The following is a 25,704-nucleotide window of genomic DNA, read 5'->3' as shown; positions in this document are numbered from 1 at the left end:
GCAGAATTATCTCCACTAAAATGGCCGGAATCTGCAGTTTCCATCAGTCGACAGGGGTGTGATCGTGGCCACAGCGAAAGATCTTCGGGGCAAGCGGCCGTATGAACTCGACGAGATCGACCGGGGGCTGCTGCGGATGCTCACCGAGAATTCCCGGCGGACCAACAACTCGCTGGCCGAGGAACTCGGGATCGCGCCGTCCACCTGCCTGGCGCGGATGAATGCGCTGCGCGAGTCGGGGGTGATCCGCAAGTTCACCCTGGATCTGGACCCGGAAGTCCTGGGGCATGCGCTCGAGGCGCTGATCTTCGTGCGCATCCGCCCCGGCGCCCGGCATCTGATGGCGAGCTTCGCCGAGGAGATCCGCGGCAAGACCGGGGTTGTCCAGCTGTTCTTCCTGGGTGGAACGGATGACTTCCTGATCCATGTCGCCGTCAAGGATTCGAACGACGTGCGCCAGTTCGTCCTCGACAACCTCTCGGCGAACCCCGCAGTGGCGTCGACGCAGACGTCGCTGGTCTTTGAGCACACCCACGGCGCCGTGCCCTGGCTCTGATTCGGGCGTCGGGGAGTGTGTTCCCCTCCACAGGGGACGGTGTTCCGGGTGGGTATCCACAGGCGGGCATTCGACCGCCTAGCGCGGTTGTTGCGCTACTAGAATCGAATACATGTTCGAAGAATTTATCCAGCCGTTCACCGGGTCCGCGGATGTTCCCGCCACGGTGCCAACGCCGCTGGAACCGCCCATCGCGGTGGTGCCGGATGCGGAGGTCGTCGCCGCGGTGACCGGGGCAATCGACCGGTTCGCCGCCGGGCGGTCGGATCTGACCGAGAAGGCACTGGTCGATTTGCTGCGGGAACTGGAGGGTGCCAAGGCCGCTGCCGCGGCCTACCAGGCACGGGCAGCCGTCCAACTGCGGGCCCGGATCGTGGAACGGGAACAGGCCGCCGGTGTTCCCACGGACGAGCAGGGTGCCGCAGCCGGGGCGCAGGTGGCCTTGGCCCGCAGGGAACCGCCGTGCCGGGGTGGGCGCTGGATGGGTTTCTGCCGGGCCGTGGTCTCCGAGATGCCCCATACCCACCGGGCCTTCAGGACGGGACGCATCAGTGAGTGGCGGGCGATGATCCTGGTGCGCGAAACGGCGTGCCTGTCGCTGGAAGACCGGCAGAAGGTCGACGAATCGCTGATGGCCGATCCTCGCACCACGGAGGGTGCAGGGGATCGGCGGGTCGCTGCCATGGCCCGCCAGCTCGCCGACCAGATCGATGCGGCGGCCCTGGTGCGCCGTGCCCGCCAGGCGGTGGGCGACCGGCACGTGAGCCTGCGGCCCGCCCCGGACACCATGGGGGTCCTCACGGGAGTCTTGCCCGTCGCCCAAGCCGTGTCCGTGTTCAAAGCGCTCTCGCATGCCGCAGACTTTGCCTCCTCGCAAGGGGATGCCCGCAGCAGGGGGCAGGTCATGGCCGATACCTTGGTCGAGCGGGTGACGGGGCAGGCCCGCGCAACGGACGTGCGCGTGGAAATCGAACTGGTGATGACGGACCGGACCCTGTTCAAGGGGGACGCCGAGCCGGCCTACCTGCAGGGGTATGGCGTCGTCCCGGCCCAAATCGCCAGGGATTTGATTCGGGACGCCACCCGGCCGCCGGGCCTGGAACCATCCCGTGATGCCGGGGAACCCGCCGCGGACGTCGGGGCGGCCCCGGGGTCGAGCGCTGACAAAGAGCTGGTGTGGCTCAGGCGGTTGTACACGGCTCCCGGTAGCGGGGCGCTGGTGGGCCTGGACTCGAAGGCGCGGTTGTTCCCCGATGGCTTGCGCCGGTTCATCGACTTGCGGGACCAGGTGTGCTCCAGGCCCTGGTGCGACGCCCCCATCAGGGAGCGGGACCATGTTGTGGCCCATGCGGCGCGGGGGCGCACGTCGGCGGAGAACGGTGCGGGAACCTGTACGGCGTGCAACCACAGCAAGGAGGCCCGGGGGTGGAGCTCGCGGGTGGTCCCCGGTGACCGGCATGCCATCGAGGTCACCACCCCGACGGGCCATACCTACCGGTCCCAAGCGCCAGCGCTGCCCGGCACCGACCCCTGAGGGGCACCTGTGGCATCAGGGGGTCCTGCGGCGCAGGGTCACCGATCCCAGCGCGATGGCGCCGGCAATCCAGGCGCAGATGATCAGGATCCTGACCACCACGTAGGCCGTGTCCTGGTCCCCGGTGGCAACGGCGCCCAGCGCGTCCATGGCGTGGGAGAGCGGGAGCCAGTCGCCGATCTGTCGCAGCACATCCGGCAATTGCCCCCGGGGAAGGAACAGCCCGCCGAGCAGGATCTGCGGGAACACGAAAGCCGGCATGAACTGGACGACCTGGAACTCGCTGCGGGCAAAGGCGCTGGCCAGCAAGCCCAGGGACGTTCCCAGCAGTGCATCGACCACTGCCACCAGGAACAGGAGCCAGACCTGGCCCTCGATCCCCAGCCCGCACACCCACACCGAGAATGCCACGGCAATTCCGGTTTGCACGATGGAGAGCAAGCCGAAAGCCAGGGCGTACCCCAGGATGAAGGACCCCTTTCCGAGCGGCATCGTCAGCAACCTCTCCAGGGTCCCCGAGCGGCGTTCCCGCAATGTGCTGATGCTGGCCACCAGGAACATGACGATGAACGGGAAGAGGGCGATGATGGCCGGGCCGATCGTGGCGAAGACGGGAGTCTCGGTGAAGATCCAGGCCACCAAGCCGATAAGCAGGCTGGGGACGATCAAGAGCAGGGCGATGGTGCGCGGATCATGCCGAACCTGTGCCAGAACGCGTCCCGCCGTCGCAAACGTCGACGCTGCGGTCACGGCCTGCCTCCTTGTTCGTGGCCCGGAGCCTGCCTGTGTCGGGCATGTGCGGCCTGTGGCGGGACGGTGTCCTGTCCGGAAATCAAGGCGAGAAACGCAGCTTCTGCGGTTTCGGTCCCGGTCGCCGCGAGCAGGCCATCCGGGGAATCATCAGCGATGATGTCCCCGTCCCGCATCAACAGCAGGCGGTCGCAGCGGGTGGCCTCGTCCATGACGTGGCTGGAGACCAGCAGGGTGGCGCCCTCGGCGGCGAGCTGGCGGAAGAGGGACCACAGATCCGCGCGCAGCAAGGGATCCAGCCCCACCGTCGGTTCATCCAGGACAAGCAGATCGGGCTCGCCCAGGAGGGCGACCGCCAGGGACACGCGGCTGAGCTGTCCCCCGGAGAGCGTTTCCACCAGTTGATCTGCGGTGTCGGCCAGATCCGTCAGGCCAAGGACCTGGTCGACGCGTTCGGGGCCGGCCCCCAGGACCTTGCGGAAGTAGTCGAGGTTCTGGCGGATCGTGAGGTCGTCGTAGACGCTGACGGATTGGGTCATGTAGCCCACCCGCCGGCGGAGGGGGGCGGATCCGGCCGGCTCGCCCAGGACCCGGATTGTTCCGCCATGGACCACCTGCGTTCCGACGATGCTGCGCATCAGGGTGGACTTGCCGCAACCGCTGGGGCCAAGCAGCCCCACGACGGCGCCGGCGGGCACGCCAAACGTCAGATCCTCCAGCACGGCGGCCTTGCCCCGGCGGATGGTGAGCCCGTCGACCTCGATGGCCATCTGGCTATTCATCATGTGATGAATTAAAGACCTGTCACGTCCCCGGGTCAACGGTGCCGGGATGGCCCGCATCCGGTTCCGCGGCAAGAACTCGCCCGGTGAGGTGCCATTGGACGACGGGCCCGACCGTGTCGACGAGTCGGCCGATGGGTGCCGAGGCCAGGGGCTCGATCCCCAAGACGAAGCGCATGAGCAGCAGCCCGGCCATCTGGCTGGCCGCCAGCGATGCGCGCAGATCGGCGTCGGGACCGCCGACGCGGCGTGCCAGTTGCCCGATCAGCTCCCGCTTGAGGAAGCTGCGGACCATGGCCGACCCGGCGCCCGTGCCGACAGCGCTGCGCATCAAGGCGATGGCCGCCGGCCGAACGGCAGGGCGCTCCCAGGCGGTGAGCACGTCGTGGACCAGGCGTCGGCCGAAGAGCCCGGGCGGTCCGGCCAGCACCTCGGCCACGATGCGGTCCGGGCGCAGGGGAACCCTGACGACCTCGGTGAACAGGCCCGCCTTGTCATCGAAGTAGTGGTGGACCAAAGCGGAATCCACCCCGGCACGGCGGGCAATGGACCGGATGGAAGCCGCCTCGTAGCCGCGGTCGTGGAATTCCGCGGTCGCGGCCTGCAGGATGCGACCGCGGCCGCCGCCGGAGGCGCTGCCGCGCGGCCGTCCCCTGCGGCGTCCACCGGGTCCGCCGTCGTCCTGGTTCTGCGTCACGGAACCAGCCTACGGCCGGGCGCCGGAGAAGCCGCCTACCAAGAGGTGTCCCGGGGGCGGCCCTCCTCGTAGCCCGCGCTCGACTGCACGCCGACGACGGCCCGCTCGCGGAACTCCGCGATGGTCTCCGCGCCAGCATACGTAAAGGACGAGCGCACCCCGGAAATGATGGAGTCGATCAGGTCCTCCACGCCCGGACGGGCCGGGTCCAGGTACATGCGCGAGTGCGAGATGCCCTCCTCGAACAGCGCGGAGCGGGCGCGGTCGAATGCCGAGCGGTGCTTCGTGCGCTGCTGCACGGCGCGTGCCGAGGCCATCCCAAAGCTCTCTTTGTAGGCCCGGCCGTCGGAATCGAGGACCAGGTCGCCGGCCGATTCGTGGGTCCCGGCAAACCAGGAGCCGATCATCACGCTGGCGGCACCGGCGGCCAATGCCAGGGCGACGTCGCGCGGGTACTTCACGCCACCGTCGGCCCAGACCTCGGCCCCGGATTCCCGAGCCGCGGTGGCGCATTCGAGTACTGCGGAGAACTGCGGGCGCCCCACGCCGGTCATCATGCGGGTGGTGCACATGGCCCCTGGCCCGACGCCGACCTTGAGGATGTCGGCCCCGGCGGCCACCAGATCGGTGACTCCGCCGGAGGAGACGACGTTCCCGGCGACGACCTGCAGGCGACGCCCGGTGCGCTGGGCAAATTCGTCGCGCGCCGCGGTGACAAGCGGCAGCGCCTCGATCATCTTTTCCTGGTGGCCGTGGGCCGTGTCGACGACGAGGACGTCCACTCCGGCCTCCAGCAGCCCGGTGGTCTTGGCCCGGACGTCGCCATTGATGCCCACGGCCCCGCCGACCATGAGGCGGCCCTGCGGGTCCACCGCAGGGGAGTAGATGGCCGAACGCAGGATCCCCTTGCGCGTGAGCACCCCGGCCAGGCGCCCGTCGTCCAGGACCGGGACCATGCTCAGATGGCGCTCGGCGATCGTCTCGAAGACCGACCGCGGTTCCTCTTCTACCGATGCGGTGACGATGTTCTCGCTCATGACCTCGGAGATCCGGGCGAAGCGGTCGACCTGCTGGCAGTCGCCGAGGGCGACGATGCCGACCGGCTCGTCCCCGTCGAGCACGACGGCGGCACCGTGGGAGCGCTTGCCCAGCAGCGACAGGGCGGTCGCCACGGCATCCCCGGCCTGGACGGTGATGGGGGTTTCGAGGACGGGGTGGGCGCGCTTGACCTGCCCGACCATGTCGTTGACGGCGTCCATGCTGATGTCCTGGGGAAGGATCGTGATGCCGCCGCGGCGCGCGACCGTCTCGGCCATCCGGCGCCCGGCCACGGCCGTCATGTTCGAGACGACCAGCGGGATCGAGGTCCCGATGCCGTCCGGCGTCGTCAGGTCCACGCTGGTCCGCGAGGCCACCGCGGAGCGCGAGGGCACCATGAAGGTGTCGTTGTAGGTCAGGTCGTACTGCGGGTCCACGTCATTGAGAAACTTCACGCATCTCAGGCTAGCGTGCCGTCCGCCGTGGTTCGAGACGGCGACGGCGAAAATTGTTGAACAATGTCTTGTATGGATTGTTGAACAACCTGTAGGCTGCGTAGCAACCACCGATCATGTGACCCCGATCACCGCCAACAGGACGGAACATCCCCATGTCCGAGACACCCACCAGGAAGGGCCTGAGCCCGGCCGCCCGCCGGACCGCGCTGCTCGGGGCCATGTTCCTGATGGCCACCAGCGCCATCGGCCCCGGCTTCATCACCCAGACCACGGTATTCACGGTCCAGTTGCGCGCGGCGTTCGCCTTCGCCATCGTGATTTCCATCCTCGTCGACGTCGCCGTCCAGCTCAATGTCTGGCGCGTCGTGGGCATCTCCGGGATGCGCGCCCAGGAGCTGGGCAACAAGGTCCTTCCCGGGATCGGCTGGGTGCTGGCCGTCCTCGTGTTCATCGGCGGCGTGGTGTTCAACATCGGCAACATCGCCGGTACCGGCCTGGGCATGAACGCCATGCTCGGCCTGGACCCGAAGATCGGCGGCGCCATTTCCGCCGTCGTGGCCATCCTGATCTTCCTTTCCAAGCGCGCCGGCATGGCGCTGGACCGCATCGTCGTGCTGCTCGGGGCCATCATGATCCTGTTGATGATCTACGTGGCCATCGTCGCGGCGCCCCCCATCGGCGAGGCGCTGAAGAACACGGTCATGCCGGAAAAAGTCGATTTCCTGATCATCACCACGCTCATCGGCGGCACCGTCGGCGGCTACATCACCTACGCCGGTGCCCACCGCATGCTGGACTCCGGCGCCACCGGGCCGGAGAACGTCAAGGCCATCACGCAGAGCTCGGTGCTCGGGGTCATCGTCACCGGCATCATGCGCGTGCTGCTCTTCCTGGCGATCTTCGGCGTCGTCGCCGGCGGCGCGACGCTCGCCGGGAACAACATGGCCGCCGAGGCCTTCCAGCACGCCGCAGGGGACATCGGCCTGCGCATGTTCGGCGTCGTGCTCTGGAGCGCGGCGCTGACCTCGGTCATCGGCGCCGCCTACACCTCGGTCTCGTTCATCACCACCTCCACGACGTCCGAACGCACCCGGAACCTCATCACGGTGGCGTTCATCGCGTTCTGCGCCGCCGCATTCCTGCTGCTCGGGCAGGCCCCGCAGACGCTGCTGATCTTCGCCGGTGCCTTCAACGGCCTGATCCTGCCCCTGGGGTTCGCGGTCATCCTATGGATCGCCTGGCGCCGCCGCGACCTGCTGCGCGGCTACGCCTACCCCCTCTGGCTGCTCGTCATCGGCGTGCTGACCTGGCTGCTGACCCTCTACCTGGGCTGGAACTCACTCTCCGGCCTGGCCGCCCTCTGGAAGTGAGCGAGTCCATGGACACCGAAGCACCCGGTCCGACGGCGGTGCCCGGCCCGGGCGCCGAACCGGCATCGGCGCGTGCCACCTGGACCCCGGCCCAGGCGCGGGCGGCGTTCCGCGACGGCCTGGTCGCACCCACCGCCGGCATCGCCTGCGGGTACGCCCAGGCGAACCTGATCATCGTGCCGAAGGCGCAGGCCTTCGACGTGCTCCTTTTCGCCCAGCGGAACCCGAAACCATGCCCCCTCCTCGGTGTCCTCGACGCCGGGCAGACCACCGGCGCTCTCCTGGCCGGCGGGGATATCCGCACCGACGTGCCCCGGTACGTCGTCTACCAGGACGGCGTCCCCGTCGCCGAGCCCACCGACATCACCCCCTATTGGCGCGATGACCTGGTCACGTTCATCGTCGGCTGCTCCTTCACCTTCGAAACGGCCCTGCTCGAGGGCGGACTGCCCGTCGCCCACATCGACCAGGACGTGAACGTGCCGATGTACCGGACCAGCGTGCGGTGCCAGGACGCCGGGACGATGTCCGGTCCGCTGGTCGTCTCGATGCGCCCCTTCCCGGCCTCCCAGGTCGCCGACGCGGTGCGGATCACCTCCCGCTACCCGGCGGTCCACGGGGCGCCGGTGCACATCGGCAACCCCGGCGACCTCGGCATTTCCGATCTGTCGCGGCCCGACTTCGGGGACCCCGTGGACATCCCCGCCGGCCACCTGCCGGTGTTCTGGGCCTGTGGGGTCACCCCGCAGGCCGCCGTCATGGAATCCCGCCCGCCGCTGGCCATCGGCCACGCCCCCGGGCACATGCTCATCACCGACGCGCGGGACAGCGAGTACCTCGTTCCCTGACCGGTGCGGCCAGTCCCTGCGGGGCGGGCCTCCGAGTCGTCCGTGCCGGGAAGCTGGGCGCGGGCCGCTCCTGCCTATATCGTGGGCGGAAGGGCCCCGCCACGGTGCCCGCCCCCGTTTCAAGGAGCATGCATGGACGTTTGGCCCGGAGACGCCTACCCACTGGGCGCGACCTACGACGGAAACGGCACGAACTTCGCGCTCTACAGCGAGATCGCCGAATCGGTGCAGTTGTGCCTCATCGACGACGACGGTGCCGAGACCTGTGTCGACCTGACCGAGGTGGACGGTTTCGTCTGGCACGCCTACCTGCCGCAGATCATTCCGGGCCAGAAGTACGGCTACCGGGTCGACGGGCCCAACGATCCCGCCGCAGGACACCGCTGCAACCCCAACAAGCTGTTGCTGGACCCCTACGCCAAGGCCGTCCACGGCGAGATCGACTGGGACCAGTCGCTGTTCGGCTACACCTTCGGCGACGAGGACTCGCGCAACGACGAGGACTCCGCGGCCCACATGATGCTCGGCGTCGTGGTCAGCCCGTTCTTCGATTGGGACGGTGACCGCAAGCCGCGCACGCCGTACCACCAGTCGGTCATCTACGAGGCCCACGTCAAGGGCCTGACCCGGCTGCACCCCGAGGTCCCGGAGGACCAGCGCGGCACCTACGCGGGCGTCGCCCACCCGGCCGTCATCGCCCACCTGCAGAAGATCGGCGCCACCGCCATCGAGCTGATGCCGGTGCACCAGTTCGTCAACGACTCCACGCTGCAGGACCAGGGGCTGTCCAACTACTGGGGCTACAACACCATCGGCTTCTTCGCCCCGCAGAACACGTACTGTTCCACCGGGGACTCCGGCCAGCAGGTCCAGGAGTTCAAGGCCATGGTCAAGGAACTGCATCTGGCCGGCATCGAGGTGATCCTCGACGTCGTGTACAACCACACCGCCGAAGGCAACCATCTGGGCCCCACGATCTCCTTCCGCGGCATCGACAACGCCTCCTACTACCGGCTGGTGGAGGACGACCAGCGGTACTACATGGACTACACCGGCACCGGGAACTCGTTGAACGTGCGCAACCCGCATTCGCTGCAGCTGCTGATGGACTCCCTGCGCTACTGGGTCACGGAAATGCACGTGGACGGCTTCCGCTTCGACCTGGCCTCCACCCTGGCCCGCGAGTTCTACGACGTCGACAAGCTCTCCACCTTCTTCGAGCTCATCCAGCAGGATCCGGTGGTCTCGCAGGTCAAGCTCATCGCCGAACCCTGGGATATCGGCCCCGGCGGCTACCAGGTCGGAAACTTCCCGCCGCAATGGACCGAATGGAACGGGCAGTACCGCGACACGGTCCGCGACTTCTGGCGCGGGGTGCCCTCCACGCTGGGCGAGTTCGCCTCCCGCATCACCGGCTCCTCGGACCTGTACGAACATTCCAGCCGCCGGCCGGTGGCATCGATCAACTTCGTCACGGCCCACGACGGCTTCACGCTGCGGGACCTGGTGTCCTACAACGACAAGCACAACGAGGCCAACGGCGAGGACAACAACGACGGTGAATCCACCAACCGCTCCTGGAACTGCGGGGTGGAGGGGCCCACGGACGACCCCGAGGTCCTGACCCTCCGGGCACGGCAGCAGCGCAACTACCTGGCCACGCTCCTGCTCTCCCAGGGGGTGCCGATGATTGCGCACGGTGACGAGCTGGGGCGCACCCAGAACGGCAACAACAACACGTACGCGCAGGATTCCGAGCTGAGCTGGATCAACTGGGAGGACGCGGACACCCCCCTGCTCGAGTTCACCGCTGCCGTGAGCCGGCTACGCGCCGAACACCCCACATTCCGGCGCCGCAGGTTCTTCGACGGCCGGCCAGTGGTGCGTGCCGATGGCGAGGACCTGCCGGACATCAAGTGGCTGGGCGCCGACGGCACCCCGATGACCCCCGAGGACTGGGACGCCGACATCGCCCAGTCCTTCGGGGTGTTCCTCAACGGCTACGGGATCGCCGGCACCGACGAACGCGGCCAGGCCATCCGGGACAGCAATTTCCTGCTGTTCTTCAACCCCCACCACGAGGACGCGGACTTCACCATCCCCTCCACCGAATTCGCCCCGGCCTGGGAAGCGGTGCTGGACACCGCCGGGGACTACGCCCCCACCGATTCCCTGGAGGCCTCCAGCACCATCACCGTGGGCGCCCGGTCGCTGCTGGTGCTGCGCGCCTACGAGGAGACGCCCGAGGCGGACCATTCGGTGGCCGCATCACTGGCCGCCCAGGCCGGATCCGGTGACGAGGCCGATGCGTCGAAGGCGGGAGCGTCGGCATGAGGTCTCCGCGTTCGACCTACCGGCTGCAGATCCGTCCCGGCTTCACCTTGTTCGACGCGGTCGACCTGGTCCCGTACCTGCGCGACCTCGGCGTCGACTGGATCTACCTGTCCCCGATCCTCACCGCGGAAACCGGCTCGGACCACGGCTACGACGTCGTGGACCCGGGAACCGTCGACGCCTCCCGGGGCGGGCGTGCAGGGCTTGAGGCCCTCTCGCGGGCGGCCCACGACGCGGGGATGGGCGTGCTGGTGGACATCGTGCCCAACCACATGGGCGTGGCCACCCCGCGGCTGAACCACTGGTGGTGGTCCCTGCTCGCCGAGGGCCGGGGCTCCCGCTACGCCGAGGCCTTCGACGTCGACTGGGAGGCCGGGGCGGGGCGCCTGCGGCTGCCGGTCCTCGGCGACGGCAGCCAGGAGCTGGAGCGGCTGGAACTTGTCCCGGATGGGGCCGGGGGCTTCGAGCTGCGCTACTACGACCACGCCTTCCCGGTGGCCGCCGGCACCGCCGCAGCGGGCGAGGACGCGTCCACGGTGCACGGCCGCCAGCACTACGAACTAGTGAACTGGCGCCGTGCCGACAACGAGCTGAACTACCGGCGCTTCTTCGGGGTGAACTCGCTGGCCGGCCTGCGGGTCGAGGTGCCGTGGGTCTTCGAGGAATCCCACGCCCAGATCCGCAGCTGGTTCGACGACGGCCTGGTCGACGGGCTGCGCATCGACCACCCGGACGGGCTCGCCGACCCGGCCGGCTACCTGGAGCGCCTGCGCTCGCTCACCGGCGGCGCCTACCTGCTGGTGGAGAAGATCCTCGAACCCGGCGAGAAGCTGCCGGCCCGCTGGGAATGCGAGGGCACCACCGGGTATGACGCGCTCGCCGACATCGACCGGCTCTTCGTGGACCCCGACGGGCGCGCGGTGCTCGGCGACGTGGCACCGGTCGAGGGCTACCACCCGATGATCCACGACACGAAGCGCGCCATCGCCGACGGGTTGCTGCACTCCGAGGTGCTGCGCCTGGCCCGGCTGGTGCCCGCCGAAGCAGCCCTTGCCCCGGACGCCGTCGTCGATGCGCTCGCCGAAATCCTCAGCTGCTTCCCCGTCTACCGCAGCTACCTGCCCGACGGTGCCGAATACCTCGAACAGGCCGTCATCGCCGCCCGCATCCACCGGCCGGACATCGCCGAGACCATTGCCGCACTGCACCCGCTGCTCAACCCCGCCACCGGGGACGACGGCGGGGCGCCGCTGGGGGAACTCGCCACCCGGTTCCAGCAGACCTCCGGCATGGTCATGGCCAAGGGCGTGGAGGACACGGCGTTCTACCGCTTCACGCGGCTGACCTCGCTGAACGAGGTGGGGGCGGATCCCTCGATCTTCGCCGTGGAGCCGTTCGAGCTCCATACCAAGCTGGCGACGCGGCAGCTGGACGCGCCGGAGGCCATGACGACGCTGAGCACCCACGACACCAAGCGGGGCGAGGACACCCGGTCCCGCATCAGCGTGCTGTCCGAGCTGCCCGGGTACTGGGCGGAAACGATGGCGCGCTTCCACGCGCTCGTGCCCCTGGGCGACGAGCCGTTCGCCGACCTGCTGTGGCAGGCCACCATCGGCACCTACCCGGCCCGCCGGGAACGGGCCCACGCCTACGCCGAAAAGGCCGCCCGCGAGGCCGGCACCAGCACCACCTGGACCGAGCCCAACGAGGAATTCGAGGCCCGGCTGCACGCTGCGGTGGACGCCGCGTACGACCACCCGGACCTCGTGGCCATGGTCGGAGACGTCGTCGGGCACCTCCAGGGCGCGGGCTGGTCCAACGGCTTCTGCGCCAAGCTCCTGCAGCTGGCCATGCCCGGGGTCCCCGACGTCTACCAGGGCACCGAATTCTGGAACCGCTCGCTGGTGGACCCCGACAACCGCCGGCCCGTGGACTTCCCCCGGCGGCGCGAGGCGCTGGCTGACCTGGACCGGCTCAACGGCCCGGCCCGGGTGCCGCCGATCGGCGCCGATGGGCGGGCCAAGCTGCTGATGGTGTCCCGGGCCCTGCGCCTGCGCCGCGACCGGCCGAACCTGTTCACCGGCTACGAGTCGGTCGCCGTCACCGGGGCGGCGGCCGGGCACCTCTTCGCGTTCGACCGCGGCGGGGCCATCGCCGCACTGACCCGGCTCCCGGTCCGGCTCGCCGCCGAGGGCGGCTGGCGGGACACCGGGCTGCAGCTCGCCGCGGGCACCTACCGCGACGAAATCACCGGCCGCATCCACACCAGCGACGGCCAGCTGCCGGCCGCCGAGGTCTTCGCCGACTACCCGGGCGCCCTGCTCGTGAGGACGGCGGGTTAGGGAGGGACCATGGACGAACGCTTCGCCGTCTGGGCGCCACGCGCCCACGAGCTTTCATTGCTCGCCGGCGGCCAGACCGTGCCCATGCAACGGCACGACGGCGGATGGTGGGCCCCCGCCGTCGAGCCCCCGCACGGGGAACTGGACTACGGGTACCTGCTCGACGGCGCGGACACCGCGCTGCCCGATCCGCGCTCGCGCCGCCAGCCCGACGGGGTCCACGGGCTCTCGCGCACCGTCGACGCCGGTGCGCACGCCTGGGGCGACGCCTCATGGGTTTCGCCCGGGCTTGCCGGCGGCGCCATCTACGAGCTGCATGTGGGCACGTTCACCCCCGAGGGCACCCTGGACGCCGCCGCCTCCCGCCTGGGCTACCTCGCCGACCTGGGCATCCAACACGTCGAGCTGCTGCCGGTCAACGCCTTCAACGGCACCCACAACTGGGGCTACGACGGCGTCCTCTGGTACGCGGTCCAGGAAACCTACGGCGGGCCGGCGGCCTACCAGCGGTTCGTCGACGCCGCACACCGGCACGGGCTCGGCGTCATCCAGGACGTCGTCTACAACCACCTGGGCCCCAGCGGGAACTACCTGCCGCGGTTCGGGCCCTACCTGACCGAGGGCAACGCGAACACGTGGGGCGACTCGGTCAACCTTGACGGGCCCGGATCGGATGAGGTCCGCCGGTACATCGTGGACAACGCGCTGATGTGGATGCGCGAGCACCACGTCGACGGGCTGCGCTTGGATGCCGTGCACGCGTTCAAGGACGCACGGGCGGTGCCGCTGCTGGAGGAACTGGCTGCCGCGACCGATGCCCTGGCCGCCGAGAGGGGACAACCGCTGTTCCTCATCGCCGAATCGGACCTGAACAACGACCGGTTGATCCAGCCGCGCGACGTCAACGGCGACGGCCTCTCAGGACAGTGGAGCGATGACTTCCACCATGCGGTCCACGTGAACCTCACGGGGGAGACCGCCGGGTACTACGCCGATTTCGAGTCGGTGGGCGCGTTGGCCAAGGTCCTGCGTGGCGGGTTCTTCCACGATGGCAGCTACTCCTCGTTCCGCCGTCGTCATCATGGGCGGCCCATCAACCAGGACCGGGTGGCCCCCGGGCAGCTGGTGGTCTGCACGCAGAACCACGACCAGATCGGCAACCGGGCCGCCGGGGATCGGCTGACGGCCACCCTGGACGCCGGCCGGTTGGAGCTGGCCGCCGTGCTGAACCTGACGGCCCCGTTCACCCCGATGCTGTTCATGGGAGAGGAGTTCGCCGCCTCGACGCCATGGCAGTTCTTCACCTCCCACCCGGAACCCGAACTCGGGCGGGCGACGGCGGAGGGCCGGCTGGCCGAGTTCGCCGCCATGGGATGGGACCCCTCAGTGGTGCCGAACCCGCAGGACGAGTCGACGTTCCTGGACTCCAAGCTCGACTGGTCCGAGGCCGAAGGGCAGGGAACGGTGCACGCGCGTCTGCTCGGGCTGTATCGCCGGTTGCTCGCCCTGCGTGCCGCCGAACCCGATCTGGCGGACACCGGCACCTGGCCGCAGGTGGACTTCCATGAGGCCGAGGGCTGGTTGCTGGTCCACCGGGGTTCGATCGCCGTGGCCGTGAACCTGGCAGGGCACGACGCCACCGTGCCGCTGCCGGGGGAGCCGGGTCGGATCCTGCTGTCGACCGGGGCGGCCGCGGCCGAAACCGTGGACGGCGGGATCGCCGTGGGCCCGGTTTTCGGCGGTGGTGCTGCGCCTGTCGGAAGTCTAGGAGTCCTGACGCAGGTTGTTGCCCGCCGTTTCGCCGCCATCGATGGGGATGCCCGCACCCGAGACGAACCGTGATTCGTCGGAGGCCAGGTAGAGCACCAGGGCGCTGATCTCCTCGACCTGAGCCGCCCGGCCGGCCGGGACCTGGCCGAAACCCCGTTTCAGGTTGGCCGTCAACGGCGTCTCCACCGATCCGGGATGGATGGAGTTGACCCGGACGCCATCGGGCCCGAAATCCATGGCCGAGGTCTTCGTCAGCCCCTGCACACCCCATTTGGCGGCGGAGTACGCCGCGCGGTTCTTGAAGCCGACCAGACCGGCAATGGAGGAGATGTTGATGATGGACGAGGTCTGGTTCCGGCGCAGTTCGCCGAGGGCGGCCTTCATGCCGAAGAACGTCCCGGTCAGATCGATGTCGATGGTCCGTGTCCAGTTCTCGATGGTGGCGTCGGCGACGGAGCCGGGGGTGTAGATCCCGGCATTGTTGACCAGCACCTGCAGGGATCCGAAGGTGGCGACGGTGCTCTCCACTGCTGCGGTCCAGGCCTCGAAACTCGTCACGTCCAGTGGGGTGAAGGCGGCTGCCTGTCGGCCGGCGTCAGCGTTGAGCTTCTCCGCCAGTGCCGTGCCCGCCTCCTCCTGCAGGTCACCGATCATGACGTGTGCCCCCTCGGCGACCAAGGCGCTGGCATGGGAGGCGCCCATGCCCTGGGCGGCGCCCGAGATGAGGACGACCTTTCCGGCGACGCGGCCGGCGGCGGGGGCAGTGGGAGCGGGAGTATCAGCTGTCATGCCATCCACGCTAGGTCCGCGGCGGCGCCCGGGACCCGGGTGTTCCGTTCAACGGATATGATGGCCGTCAAGCTAGCGGATCCGGGTCGCCCCGGCCCGATTCGCGGGGAAGGGCATGACCCATGGCAAACTCCTCATCGGGCGAATCGGTCATCAACCGCGTCGTGCGTGTCCTGGGTGCCTTCACCGACGATCAGCCCGCCCTGCACCTGCGCCAGCTCTCGCGCGCCGTGGACCTGCCACTGTCAACGGTGCACCGTCTGGTGGCCGAACTCGAGGTGGAGGGACTGCTCGAGCGGGACTCCGGCGGCAGGTTGCGCCATGGGCACCGTCTCTGGGAACTGGCCAGCCGCGGATCCCGGGCCTCCAACCTGCGGGAGGCCGCGCTTCCCGTCATGGAGGACCTGCTGGTGCAGACCGGCCACCACATTTCACTGGGGGTCCTCGAGGGTACCGACGTCCTGTACATCGAGCGGCTGGCTTCCCGTGAATCCACGGTCAACATCACCCGGATCGCCGGACGGCTGCCGGTGCACGGTTGCTCGGCCGGCCTCGTCTTCATGGCCCATGCCCCGGACGGGGAACAGGAGACGTTCCTGCATCGGCGCCTGGAGAAGCTGACCGAGGCCACCGTGACGGATGCGGATCAGCTGCGGGGCATCCTGGCGACCATCCGGCAATCCGGATACTGCTCCATGGCAGGGATCATCGTGACCGAATCCAGCGGCATCTCGGTCCCCGTCTTCGCCGGCACCGATCGTCCTGTCGCCAGCTTGTCGGTCATCGTGCCCCGGGGGCAGGAGAACCTGCCCAACCTCGTTCCCCAACTGCAGATGGCGGCCCGGGCCATCGCCCGTCGCCTGGGGTTCAATCCAACCCACGTCGGGGCCCAGCGGCGCAGCATGCCGGCGGACCGCTAGGCTCACCCACCCCGTTCGGATGAATGGAACGGGTGTTCAGTTCAACGGAACACCTCCTCGTTGGCGACTGTGTGCCCTGTCACGATCATGTGCATTGCATCACACACCCCGCACATCGAAGGACCCATCATGCGAATGCTCAATGGAGAGAATGCCGGCAGCTACGACGTCGTGGTCGTCGGCTCGGGCGCAGCTGCCCTGACGGCGGCCGCCACGGCCGCCCGGGCCGGCCAATCCGTGATCGTGCTGGAGAAGTCAGGACTCCTGGGCGGGACGTCGGCGGTCTCCGGCGGAATGCTGTGGATCGTCGACAACCACCACGCCCGGGAGGCCGGTATCGACGATTCGAAGGCAGCCGGACGCAAATACGTCGAGGCGGTCGCACGCGGCCGCGGCCGGACCGAACTGCTCGATGCCGCCCTGGACCACGGAGACACCATGCTCCGCTTCGCCGAGAACGAGCTCGGCGTCCAGTTCATCTTCCTGGACAACTTTCCGGACTACCGCCAGGACCTCCCCGGGGCCGTCACCGGGGGCCGCACGGTGGAACCGGAGTTGTTCAACTACCGCCAGGCCCTGGGGGACGTGGCGGAACACGTCCGCAGCGATGGACGCCACCCCTACACCATGCAGGAATACGAGGACTGGGGTGCGTTCCTGCGCTTCCCCTGGGATGAGCTCAACGCCCGCCGGGACGCCGGATTCGCGGCCAAGGGACACGCGCTCATCGGGATGCTCCTGGCCGCCTGCCTCCAGAACGGGGTCCACCTGGCCACCGGGGCCCGCGTGGACCGCCTGCTCACCCACCAGGGTGGGGTGACCGGCGTCGTGCTGGAGGACGGGACCGAATTCCGCGCGGCCTCCGGGGTGATGCTCGCGGCCGGCGGCTTCGAATGGGACCGCAAACTCGCGGATTCGATGCTGGCCACCCGGCTCCATACGATGTGCTCCCCGCCGTCGAACACCGGCGACGGGCTGAAGATGGCGCAGCGCATCGGGGCCATGACCCGCGGCACCCGCGAAGCCTGGTGGGCACCGATGTCACTGACCGGGACCCTGCGCGACGGCGAACCGATCGGCTCCCTGCTGCGCTTCGAACGCCAGGGCCCGGGATCCATCATGGTCAACCGCCACGGCCAGCGCTTCGCGAACGAGGCCCAGAACTACAACGACCTCGCCCGCGTCCTGCACTCCTGGGACTCGGCCAACCACCAGACCTTGAACACCCCGGCCCACGTGGTCTTCGACGAGACCTACCTGCAGCGGTACGGGATCATGGACCACCGCAGCGGCCAACCGACCCCCGCCTGGCTGATCGAGGCACCGACCCTGGCGGCCCTGGCCGAGCGCATCAAGGTCCCCGCGGCAGCCCTTGAGGCAACCGTCGAATGCTTCAACACCCACGCGGTGGCCGGCGAGGACCCGGACTTCGGGCGCGGGACCTCCGAATACGACAGGTACTGGGGCGACTCGGACAACGCGTGGCCCAACCCCTCGCTCGGACCGCTGCAGAGCGGGCCGTACTACGCCCTGGAAGTGGTCAACGGGGCCTTTGGCACCTGCGGCGGCGTCGCCACCAACGGGCGGGGCCAGGTGCTGGATGTCGACGGGGAACCCATCGCCGGCCTCTTCGCCGCCGGCAACACCACCGAGAGCCCCTACGCCGCCGGATACCCCGGGGCGGGGGCGACCCTGGGCCCGCTGATGACCATGGCCTACCTCGCCGGCCGCACCCTGGCCGGACAACCAGCGGACTACCACGCGACGGCCGGCCGGCGGGCCGAAACGGTGAACGCATGATCCGGCACATCGTGATGTTCCGCTTCAAGGACACCTTCACCCCCGACATCCGCGACGCCTGGACCACAGGCCTGGAGGCCATGGCCGGCAACATCCCCGGACTGCTGTCCCTGACCCACGGACCCGACGTCATGGGCACCGGCAAATCCTGGGACCACGTGATCGTCGCGGATTTCGCCTCGCGCGAGGACATCGCCGTCTACAACACCCACCCACTCCACGAAGCCATCAAGCCCTACTCCCTGCCGAACGTGAGGGACCTGGCCTACGTCGACTTCGAACTGGCGGCCCCGGCCGCCGGATCCACCCCTAAGGACCAGACATGAACACCTCACCATCCCCCACGCCCGGCATCGACACCGCCTCCGGGACCCACGCTGCCGACACCCTCGAATCGCCGCGGACCCCCGCCAAGGCGGCCCTGGCCTCCTTCCTGGGCTCCACGTTGGAGTACTACGACTTCTTCATCTACGGCACGGCCGCGGCCCTGGTGTTCCCCCACCTGTTCTTCCCCGGGGACAACCCGACGGTGGCCACGATGGCCGCCTTCGCGACCTTCGGCGTCGCCTACATCGCCAGGCCCCTGGGCGGACTGGTGATGGGCCACTTCGGGGACCGGATCGGACGCAAGAACGTCCTGTTGTTCACCCTGGTGCTCATGGGCCTGGCCTCCCTGAGCATTGGACTGCTGCCGACCTACGGACAAATCGGCGTGTGGTCCACCGTCCTGTTGGTCATCGCCCGACTCGCGCAGGGCTTCTCGGCGGGCGCCGAATCCGCAGGAGCCTCCTCGTTGACGATCGAACACTCCCCGGAGGGCCGCCGCGGCTTCTTCACCTCGTTCGTCATGACCGGGTATGCCTCCGGCATGGTGCTGTCCACCATCGTCTTCATCCCGATCACCGCCCTGCCCGAAGACCAGCTGATGAGCTGGGGCTGGCGCATCCCGTTCCTGCTCTCCGTCTTCGTGCTGGCGATCGCCTTCTGGGTCAGGACCAAGCTGGATGAGACACCTGTTTTCGAGGAGGAAGTGGCCCAGGCCGGAGAGGTCCGCAAGCTGCCGGCCCGCGAGGTGCTGAAGTACCAGGGATTCGATGTCCTGCGCGTGCTGTTGATGTCCATCTTCTCCGTGATGCAAACCGTGTTCACCGTGTTCGGCCTGTCCTATGCCACCAAGCACGGCGGATTTGAGCGGACCGAGATCCTGACGGTCAACGCAGTGGCCATCGGCCTCTCCATGGTCCTGATGCCGCTGGCCGGGCGGCTCTCGGACCGGGTGGGCCGCAAGCCACTCATGCTCACCGCCATGATCGGCTGCGCCGCCACCATCTTCCTCTACTTCCTGGCCCTGGGCACCGGAAACATCTGGATCGTCTTTGCCGCGTCGCTGCTGTTCATGACCATCCTCTACTCCGGGTTCAACGGGGTCTGGACCTCGTTCTTCGGTGAGCTGTTTGCCGCGCCCGTCCGCTACACCGGCATGGCCATGGGAAACCAGCTGAGCCTGCTGGTGGCCGGCTTCGGCCCCATGATCGGGAGCCTGCTGCTCGCCGACGGAACCTTCGGCTGGGTCCCGGTGGCCGTCTTCGGCGCCGTCTGCGCGCTGATTGCCGCCGGAGCGGCCATCAGCGCCCGCGAAACAGCCCACACCCCCATCAAGGAACTGGGCGAGCCCTACCTGAAGGCCACGGCCAGGTCCTGACCCACCGGCCGCGGTTCGCCACCGAGCGGCGAACCCCCCCCTCCCCTGCACCGCCATCGACGAAGGAAACACATCATGTCCACCACCCCCACCTCCACCTCCGGCCACCGGGGCACGACGACCGACATCCGCTGCGACGTCCTGGTGGTCGGCTCCGGTGTCGCCGGCATGGCGACCGCCATCCGGGCAGCGCACGACGGACTGAACGTCATCGTGGCCGAGAAGTCCCCGCACTTCGGCGGCACCACCGCGATCTCGGCGGGCTGGGCCTGGGTCCCCGGCAACCCGAAGGGCTCCGCCGCCGCCGGTGACACGCGGGCCGAAGCCGAGGACTACCTCAAGGCCCTGGCCCCCGGCACCTACAACGACTCCGCAGTCGCAGGTTTCCTGGACACCGTCCCGGAGGCCATCGACTTCTTCGAAGACCACACCGACGTCATCTTCAGCTACCCGGACAAGGCCCCCGACTACCAGATGGACCTGCCCGGGGCGAAGCTCGGCGGGCGGGCCATCCTGCCCGCGGACGCCGACGTGCGGATGCTGGGGGAACGCCGGCGGGAGCTGCAGCCCTACCTGGGCTCCTACACGGTGTTCGGATACATGCCCCAGGTCGGCCCCGACCTCACCCAGTTCCTCCACGCGAACCAATCGGTGAAGTCCTTCACCTATGTCGCGCTGAAGCTGATGAAGACCTGGGCGGACATGGCGGTGCACCGCCAGCCGCTCAAGCGCACCAACGGTTCCGCGTTGATGACCCGCATGGTGAAATCGGCGCTCGACGCCGGGGTCCGCGTGTGGACCGGGACCCCGGTGGTGGAATTGGTGGGGGACGACGGCGGCGCCGTCACCGGAGCTGTCCTGGGCGGGGCCCACCCCGGCACGGTGCAGGCACGCCTGGGCGTGGTGCTGGCCGGCGGCGGATTCACCGGCGATGAGCAGCTGCGGCGGAAGTACTTCGCCCACGACCGGCACGGGACCGAACACTTCACCCCGACCCAGGGCCACGATGGCAGCTCGGCCAGGATGGCGATGTCGGCCGGCGGACGGATCAACGCCGAGGTCTCATCGGTTGCCTCCTGGGCTCCGGTGACGGTCTTCAAATCGCTGCGCACCGGGGCCCAGCGGCTGTTCCCGCATCTGCGCCAGATCGGGCTTCCGGGCATGATCACCGTGGACCGGGCCGGGAAGCGCTTCGGCAACGAGGCGCTGAGCTACCACGACTTCGGCGGTGCGATGCTCCGGCACGAAGCCGACCAGGACTCCCCCCATGCGTGGATCATCGGCGACAAGAAGCTGATGGACAAATACGGGATCGGCTACGCCAAGCCGTGGCCCGTCCCCAGGGCACCCTTCAAGTGGATGGGCTACCTCCACCAGGGCAGCACCATCGAGGAGCTCGCCGGCAGGATCGGGGTGGACCCGACCGGCCTGCAGGAGACGATCGCGACGTTCAACCGCGATGCCGTCGCCGGAGTGGACACGGAGTACGGGCGCGGATCGACCGCCTACAACCACTTCCGCGGCGACATGGAGCACCAGCCGAATCCGAATCTGGCCACGCTGGATAAGGGCCCGTACTACGCGGCGAAGGTGCAGATGGGGGACCTGGGCACGTTCGCGGGCATCGACGTCGATGACCACCACGCAGTCATCCGCGAGGACGGCTCCCGGATTCCCGGGTTGTACTCCGTGGGAGCGGCAGCTGTATCGGCCTTCGGAGGCGGCTACCCCGGCTACGGCTCCCATATCGGACCCGGGTTGGTGTTCGGCTACCGGATGGGACGCGACATCGCCGCCCTGGCCGCCGAATCGGGTCGACCGGAGGCCCTGGAACGTGCCTTGATCGTCGGGGCCTGACGGCCGTGGACCAGGCCTTCGCCGGCCGCACCGCCGTCGTGACCGGTGCTGCCGGAGGGATCGGTGCCGCGACGGCACGCATGCTGGCCGCCCGCGGCGCGAGCGTGGTCATCGGCGACGTGGATCCCCGCGCCGCATCGGTGGCCGAACAGATCACCGGGCTCGGGGGCAGGGCCCATGCCGTGGACACGGACGTCACCGACGAGACAGCCGTTGCCCGGCTCATGGACGAGGCCGCGCGGCTCGGCGGAACCGTGGACGTGCTGGTGGCCAATGCCGGAATCGCCGAACGCAAGGGGCCACTGCACGAACTGGACATGGACCACTGGCAGCGGGTGATGGACATCGACCTGACCGGAGTGGCCCTTTCCCTGAAGCACGCCTTGCGTCACATGACGGCCAACGCCGGCGGGGCGGTGGTTGCCGTGTCATCCATCCTCGGCCTGGTGGGACAGGCGGGATCGGCGCCCTACTCGGCCGCCAAGGCGGGGGTGGCGAACCTGGTGAGGTCCGCCGGCCTGGGATATGCCTCGTCCGGAATCCGGATCAATGCAGTCGCCCCGGGATATGTGGAAACGCCCCTGACAGCCGGTCTGGATGAGGCAGTGCGCTCGCAGATGCTGGCCCGCCAGCCGATGGGCCGACTGGGCACCCCGGAAGAGGTCGCCGAGGTCATCAGCTTCCTGGCCTCCGACGCCGCAGGATTCGTCACCGGTGCCGTGTGGTCGGTGGATGGCGGGTACGTGGCACAGTAGCCAGGGACTGTCCGGCACTGCGGCTACACCGGCCCGGTGGACCCCGACCTGCCGCCCGTGCTGCACGACGCCCAGATCCAGCAATTCGTCGGCCGCCAGGCCTTTGAACGCGGATTGGAATACCACCTCCTCCGGCGGGTCCAGGACCTTGAATGGGATTCCGGAACCCGTCAGATCTCGGCCCATGTGAGGGGCTCGGGGGCCCGCATCTACCGCTCCATCGTCACCTTCACCCGAGCGCTGGAACCGGCGATCGCGGTCTGCAGCTGTCCGGTCCACGAACGCTGCAAGCACACGGCAGCCCTCATGCTCACCGCCGCGGAGGCCGCCGGCCGGACGCGGCCGACCCAGGTCGAAAAGCTTCCGCCGTGGCGGCGCCGGATGGATGCCATGCTGGACCGGCGCACGGAGCGTCGGCTTCCGGCCCCCTTGGGTGTCCACTTCGAAGTCATCAACGCAGCGGCCAGGGGCCGCAAGGCCAGGCACACCATTGGCCTGCGCCCCGTGACGCTGAACGACAAGGGCCGCTGGGTCTTTTCAAATCTTCGCTGGGGAGGCATCGGCACGGCAGCCGCTTCGCCGTACTACCCGGCGAACCAGCCGGCCGCATCCACCTTCGACGAAGCCCAGGAACGCTGGATGCATGATTTCCATGCGTTGCATGACATGGGCTACTCCTACCCCTACATGCAGCTCGAGCGCTTCTCATCCCCCATGCTCTGGCGTCTGCTGTCGACGGCCGACGAGGCAGGAATCGTCTTGCGCAGTGCCGCGGGTGCTGTCACCGTGCACGACCCGGTGGCCGTCGGATTGGACGTGGCCGATGCCAACGGCAAGCTGCGCTTGAGCCCGACCCTCCGCGGGGATGACGAGGGGCCGGCAGGGGAGCCGGCGGCGGGAACCGAGCGGCACCTGCGCGTCATCGGCACCCCCGGGCATGGCATGGCGTGGTGGGACGAGGCCCCGGATCAGCCGGCGCGGACGATTCGCATCCATCTGGCGCCCGCGCTGGGAACCATTCCCGACGTCGTCGTGCAGTTGCTCGAAGAGGCCAAACCGCTGGAGATCCCGCGGAACGGCAGGGATGAATTCGTCAGCGACTACATACCGGAACTGGTGAGACGGGCCCGCGTGTCCTCCAGCGATGGCGCCGTCCAGATCCCCGAGCGCGCGGTGCCGCGGCTCCGGCTGACGGTGGGGCACTTCCGTCGTGCGGGAACACGCAAGACGCCGGACGTGCCGGGTGTGCGCCTGTCCTGGCGCTGGGCCCCCCGGGCGGGACAGCAGGCCCCGGGGCACCCATTGCTCCCCGACGGCGACCCGGATCGCGACGTCGTCGCCGAGGCCTCCCTGTTGCGGACGGTGATCGACGCACTGCCGGACTTCCCCCACGTCTGGGAGGAGACGTTCCCGCAGCCGCTGCTCAACCGCCGCGGCAGCAGCGAGCCGGTGGAATTGACCGGTGTGGACGCAGCGCGCTTTTCCGCGGAGGCACTGCCCCGGCTCGAAACCATCGACCACGTGGAGATCGACGTCGACGGTGATCCCACCGACTACGTGGAACTGACCGAGGTCCCCCAGATCTCGGTGAGCGCCAGCGAAACGGACAGCAGCGACTGGTTCGACCTGGGGGTGCAGGTCCACCTCGGCACCATGGAAGTCCCCTTCGACCAGTTGTTCGTGGCCTTGGCCCGGGGGGATGACTACCTGCTGCTCGAGGACGGCAGCTACTTTTCCCTCGCCAACCCCGAATACCGGCAATTGCGCCGCCTCATCGAGGAAGCCAGGACGTTGCAGGACCGCGAGGCGAACAGCCTGCGGATCAGCCGTCATCAGGCCTCACTCTGGGATGAGCTGGTGGAGCTTTCGGTGGATGCCCACCAGGCCGAGTCGTGGCAGAAATCCGTGGGCGGACTGCTGGAATTGGAACGGATCGAACCGGCGGAGCCACCGGCAGGATTGTCGGCGACGATGCGCCGCTACCAGCAGGAAGGCTACTCCTGGCTGGCATTCCTGCACGACCACGGCCTCGGAGGGGTCCTGGCCGACGACATGGGGCTGGGCAAGACCCTCCAGACGCTGGCACTGATGTTGCACGTCAAGGAACGGGACGCCCGGGACGGGGTTCCACCGCTGCCCTTCCTGGTGGTGGCCCCCACCTCGGTGGTGCCGAACTGGGCGGCCGGGGCGCATCGTTTTGCACCGGATCTTCGGACCATCGTGGTCTCCGAAACCCTCCAGCGCACGGGACGGGGGTTGGCATCGATCCTGGACGGGGTGGACGTGGTCGTCACCTCCTACGCCTTGTTCCGGCTGGACAACGAAGAGTATGCACAACAACGGTGGGCGGGACTGGTGCTGGATGAGGCCCAGTTCGTGAAGAACCCCGCGACGAAGGCGGCCGCGCAGGCCCGCTCGTTTCCGGCGTCGTTCAAGCTGGCGATCACGGGAACACCGATGGAGAACAACCTCTCGGAGCTGTGGTCGATGTTCGCGATCACCTCCCCGGGCCTGTTCCCCTCCGCCAAGAGGTTCGAGGAGCTCTACCGCAAGCCGATCGAAAAGGACGGCGACCGGGAGCGCCTGGCCCAGCTACGCCGTCGTATCCGTCCGCTGATCATGCGGCGGACCAAGGAACTGGTCGCCACGGAACTGCCGCCCAAGCAGGAACAGGTCCTGGAGCTGGAACTCTCGCCGAGGCACCGGACCATCTACCAGCGCCACCTGCAACGGGAACGGCAAAAGGTGCTCGGGATGATCGACGAACTGGACAAGAACCGCTTCCAGATCTTCAGGTCCCTGACCATGTTGCGCCAGCTCAGCCTGGACGCGTCGCTGGTGGACGAGAAATATGCAGGAGTGCCATCGAGCAAGCTCGACGCCCTGCTGGAGCAGCTGGAGGACATCGTGTCCGAGGGGCACAGCGCCCTGGTGTTCAGCCAGTTCACCTCGTTCCTGGGCCGGGCGGCGCAACGCCTGGACGAGGCCGGCATCCGCTACGCGTATCTGGACGGCGGCACCCGGTCGCGGGGGAAGGCCATCGAGTCCTTCACCGGAGGCACCGTGCCGGTCTTCCTGATCAGCCTGAAGGCCGGCGGGTTCGGGCTGAACCTCACCCAGGCGGACTACTGCTTCCTGCTGGACCCCTGGTGGAACCCGGCCAGTGAGAACCAGGCGGTGGACCGGGCCCACCGGATCGGGCAAACCCGCAATGTCATGGTCTACCGCATGGTCTCCAAGGACACCATCGAGGAGAAGGTGATGGCGCTCAAGGCCAAGAAGGCGCAGTTGTTCTCCTCGGTGATGGACGAGGACGCAGCCTTTGGTGCAGCCATCAGCGCGGACGACGTCAAGTCACTGTTCGAGGGGTGACCGCGGGTCGCCCCGGCCAAACCACCGGCG

Annotated in this window: 19 protein-coding genes; 14 read left to right on the top strand and 5 right to left on the bottom strand. The window is 68.6% G+C overall.

The annotated features are described in order from the left end of the window. The first annotated feature begins 64 nt into the window (after positions 1-64). Both ACN0TP_RS08385 and ACN0TP_RS08380 read left to right on the top strand, forming a co-directional pair. A complete protein-coding gene (locus tag ACN0TP_RS08385; protein WP_417218395.1) occupies positions 65-556 on the top strand; it encodes an Lrp/AsnC family transcriptional regulator in 492 nt (163 codons plus the stop codon). Between the two features lie 112 nt (positions 557-668). Continuing rightward, entirely contained in the window at positions 669-2,090 is a 1,422-nt protein-coding gene (locus tag ACN0TP_RS08380) for an HNH endonuclease (protein WP_417218394.1), read from the top strand. A 15-nt stretch (positions 2,091-2,105) separates the two neighbouring features. On the opposite strand, the gene ACN0TP_RS08375 is transcribed toward ACN0TP_RS08380, so the two are convergent. Genes ACN0TP_RS08375 through ACN0TP_RS08360 form a run of 4 tightly spaced genes read right to left on the bottom strand, consistent with a single transcriptional unit; the run spans position 2,106 to position 5,812 of the window. After that, entirely contained in the window at positions 2,106-2,840 is a 735-nt protein-coding gene (locus ACN0TP_RS08375) for an ABC transporter permease (RefSeq protein ID WP_417218393.1), read from the bottom strand. Then, positions 2,837-3,625, bottom strand: coding sequence for an ABC transporter ATP-binding protein (locus ACN0TP_RS08370; protein WP_417218392.1), 789 nt, complete (start codon positions 3,623-3,625; stop codon positions 2,837-2,839). The genes ACN0TP_RS08375 and ACN0TP_RS08370 overlap by 4 nt, the downstream gene beginning before the upstream one ends. A gap of 19 nt (positions 3,626-3,644) precedes the next feature. Next, complete coding sequence (locus ACN0TP_RS08365; protein ID WP_417218391.1) at positions 3,645-4,319, bottom strand: TetR family transcriptional regulator; 675 nt, start codon at positions 4,317-4,319, stop codon at positions 3,645-3,647. 35 nt (positions 4,320-4,354) lie between these two features. Then, the gene (locus tag ACN0TP_RS08360) at positions 4,355-5,812 is read right to left on the bottom strand and encodes a GuaB1 family IMP dehydrogenase-related protein (protein WP_417218390.1); all 1,458 of its coding nucleotides are present in this window, start codon (positions 5,810-5,812) and stop codon (positions 4,355-4,357) included. A gap of 155 nt (positions 5,813-5,967) precedes the next feature. On the opposite strand from ACN0TP_RS08360, the gene ACN0TP_RS08355 reads away from it, so the two are divergent. The 5 genes from ACN0TP_RS08355 to treZ all read left to right on the top strand — a co-directional run bounded on the left by ACN0TP_RS08355 (position 5,968) and on the right by treZ (position 14,551). Further along, the gene (locus ACN0TP_RS08355) at positions 5,968-7,185 is read left to right on the top strand and encodes an NRAMP family divalent metal transporter (protein WP_417218389.1); all 1,218 of its coding nucleotides are present in this window, start codon (positions 5,968-5,970) and stop codon (positions 7,183-7,185) included. Positions 7,186-7,193: 8 nt separating this feature from the next. Beyond that, complete coding sequence (locus ACN0TP_RS08350; protein ID WP_417218388.1) at positions 7,194-8,033, top strand: putative hydro-lyase; 840 nt, start codon at positions 7,194-7,196, stop codon at positions 8,031-8,033. A gap of 132 nt (positions 8,034-8,165) precedes the next feature. Continuing rightward, a complete protein-coding gene (glgX, locus tag ACN0TP_RS08345) occupies positions 8,166-10,367 on the top strand; it encodes a glycogen debranching protein GlgX (protein ID WP_417218387.1) in 2,202 nt (733 codons plus the stop codon). Then, entirely contained in the window at positions 10,364-12,709 is a 2,346-nt protein-coding gene (treY, locus tag ACN0TP_RS08340) for a malto-oligosyltrehalose synthase (RefSeq protein ID WP_417218386.1), read from the top strand. Before glgX ends, treY begins: the two co-directional genes overlap by 4 nt. A gap of 9 nt (positions 12,710-12,718) precedes the next feature. Further along, positions 12,719-14,551 (top strand): malto-oligosyltrehalose trehalohydrolase, encoded by a 1,833-nt coding sequence (gene treZ, locus ACN0TP_RS08335; protein ID WP_417218385.1) that lies wholly within the window; start codon positions 12,719-12,721, stop codon positions 14,549-14,551. Here treZ and ACN0TP_RS08330 read toward each other — a convergent pair. Beyond that, complete coding sequence (locus ACN0TP_RS08330) at positions 14,474-15,268, bottom strand: SDR family oxidoreductase (RefSeq protein ID WP_417218384.1); 795 nt, start codon at positions 15,266-15,268, stop codon at positions 14,474-14,476. The two genes, treZ and ACN0TP_RS08330, sit on opposite strands and share 78 nt — an antisense overlap. Before the next feature lie 122 nt (positions 15,269-15,390). Between ACN0TP_RS08330 and ACN0TP_RS08325 the strand changes: the two genes are divergently transcribed. From ACN0TP_RS08325 to ACN0TP_RS08295, 7 genes are all read left to right on the top strand, one after another. Continuing rightward, complete coding sequence (locus ACN0TP_RS08325) at positions 15,391-16,188, top strand: IclR family transcriptional regulator (protein ID WP_417218383.1); 798 nt, start codon at positions 15,391-15,393, stop codon at positions 16,186-16,188. Positions 16,189-16,317: 129 nt separating this feature from the next. Then, positions 16,318-17,988: an FAD-dependent oxidoreductase gene (locus tag ACN0TP_RS08320; protein ID WP_417218382.1), complete on the top strand. Its 1,671-nt coding sequence runs from the start codon at positions 16,318-16,320 to the stop codon at positions 17,986-17,988. Beyond that, positions 17,985-18,314 carry a Dabb family protein gene (locus ACN0TP_RS08315; protein WP_417218381.1) on the top strand — a complete coding sequence of 110 codons (330 nt, stop codon included), beginning with the start codon at positions 17,985-17,987 and terminating at the stop codon, positions 18,312-18,314. The genes ACN0TP_RS08320 and ACN0TP_RS08315 overlap by 4 nt, the downstream gene beginning before the upstream one ends. Further along, a complete protein-coding gene (locus ACN0TP_RS08310; RefSeq protein WP_417218380.1) occupies positions 18,311-19,690 on the top strand; it encodes an MFS transporter in 1,380 nt (459 codons plus the stop codon). Before ACN0TP_RS08315 ends, ACN0TP_RS08310 begins: the two co-directional genes overlap by 4 nt. 75 nt (positions 19,691-19,765) lie before the next feature. After that, positions 19,766-21,547, top strand: coding sequence for an FAD-dependent oxidoreductase (locus ACN0TP_RS08305; protein WP_417218379.1), 1,782 nt, complete (start codon positions 19,766-19,768; stop codon positions 21,545-21,547). Positions 21,548-21,552: 5 nt separating this feature from the next. Continuing rightward, positions 21,553-22,302, top strand: a complete 750-nt coding sequence (locus ACN0TP_RS08300) for an SDR family NAD(P)-dependent oxidoreductase (protein WP_417218378.1) — start codon at positions 21,553-21,555, stop codon at positions 22,300-22,302. A gap of 36 nt (positions 22,303-22,338) precedes the next feature. Next, positions 22,339-25,674, top strand: coding sequence for an SNF2-related protein (locus ACN0TP_RS08295; RefSeq protein ID WP_417218377.1), 3,336 nt, complete (start codon positions 22,339-22,341; stop codon positions 25,672-25,674). Positions 25,675-25,704: the final 30 nt, after the last annotated feature.

Source organism: Arthrobacter sp. (assembly GCF_048266065.1).
GTDB lineage: Bacteria > Actinomycetota > Actinomycetes > Actinomycetales > Micrococcaceae > Arthrobacter_H.
The sequence above is the reverse complement of the archived record's forward strand: the minus strand, read 5'-3'. Positions and strand labels throughout refer to the sequence as shown.

Bases quoted from the DNA above. Each gene is read 5' to 3' on its own strand.
- ACN0TP_RS08310 (WP_417218380.1), top strand. From the start codon at position 18,311: ATGAACACCTCACCATCCCCCACGCCCGGCATCGACACCGCCTCCGGG.
- ACN0TP_RS08315 (WP_417218381.1), top strand. From the start codon at position 17,985: ATGATCCGGCACATCGTGATGTTCCGCTTCAAGGACACCTTCACCCCC.
- glgX (WP_417218387.1), top strand. From the start codon at position 8,166: ATGGACGTTTGGCCCGGAGACGCCTACCCACTGGGCGCGACCTACGAC.
- treZ (WP_417218385.1), top strand. From the start codon at position 12,719: ATGGACGAACGCTTCGCCGTCTGGGCGCCACGCGCCCACGAGCTTTCA.
- ACN0TP_RS08370 (WP_417218392.1), bottom strand. From the start codon at position 3,625: ATGATGAATAGCCAGATGGCCATCGAGGTCGACGGGCTCACCATCCGC.
- ACN0TP_RS08355 (WP_417218389.1), top strand. From the start codon at position 5,968: ATGTCCGAGACACCCACCAGGAAGGGCCTGAGCCCGGCCGCCCGCCGG.
- ACN0TP_RS08380 (WP_417218394.1), top strand. From the start codon at position 669: ATGTTCGAAGAATTTATCCAGCCGTTCACCGGGTCCGCGGATGTTCCC.
- ACN0TP_RS08305 (WP_417218379.1), top strand. From the start codon at position 19,766: ATGTCCACCACCCCCACCTCCACCTCCGGCCACCGGGGCACGACGACC.
- treY (WP_417218386.1), top strand. From the start codon at position 10,364: ATGAGGTCTCCGCGTTCGACCTACCGGCTGCAGATCCGTCCCGGCTTC.
- ACN0TP_RS08350 (WP_417218388.1), top strand. From the start codon at position 7,194: ATGGACACCGAAGCACCCGGTCCGACGGCGGTGCCCGGCCCGGGCGCC.
- ACN0TP_RS08330 (WP_417218384.1), bottom strand. From the start codon at position 15,268: ATGACAGCTGATACTCCCGCTCCCACTGCCCCCGCCGCCGGCCGCGTC.
- ACN0TP_RS08320 (WP_417218382.1), top strand. From the start codon at position 16,318: ATGCGAATGCTCAATGGAGAGAATGCCGGCAGCTACGACGTCGTGGTC.
- ACN0TP_RS08325 (WP_417218383.1), top strand. From the start codon at position 15,391: ATGGCAAACTCCTCATCGGGCGAATCGGTCATCAACCGCGTCGTGCGT.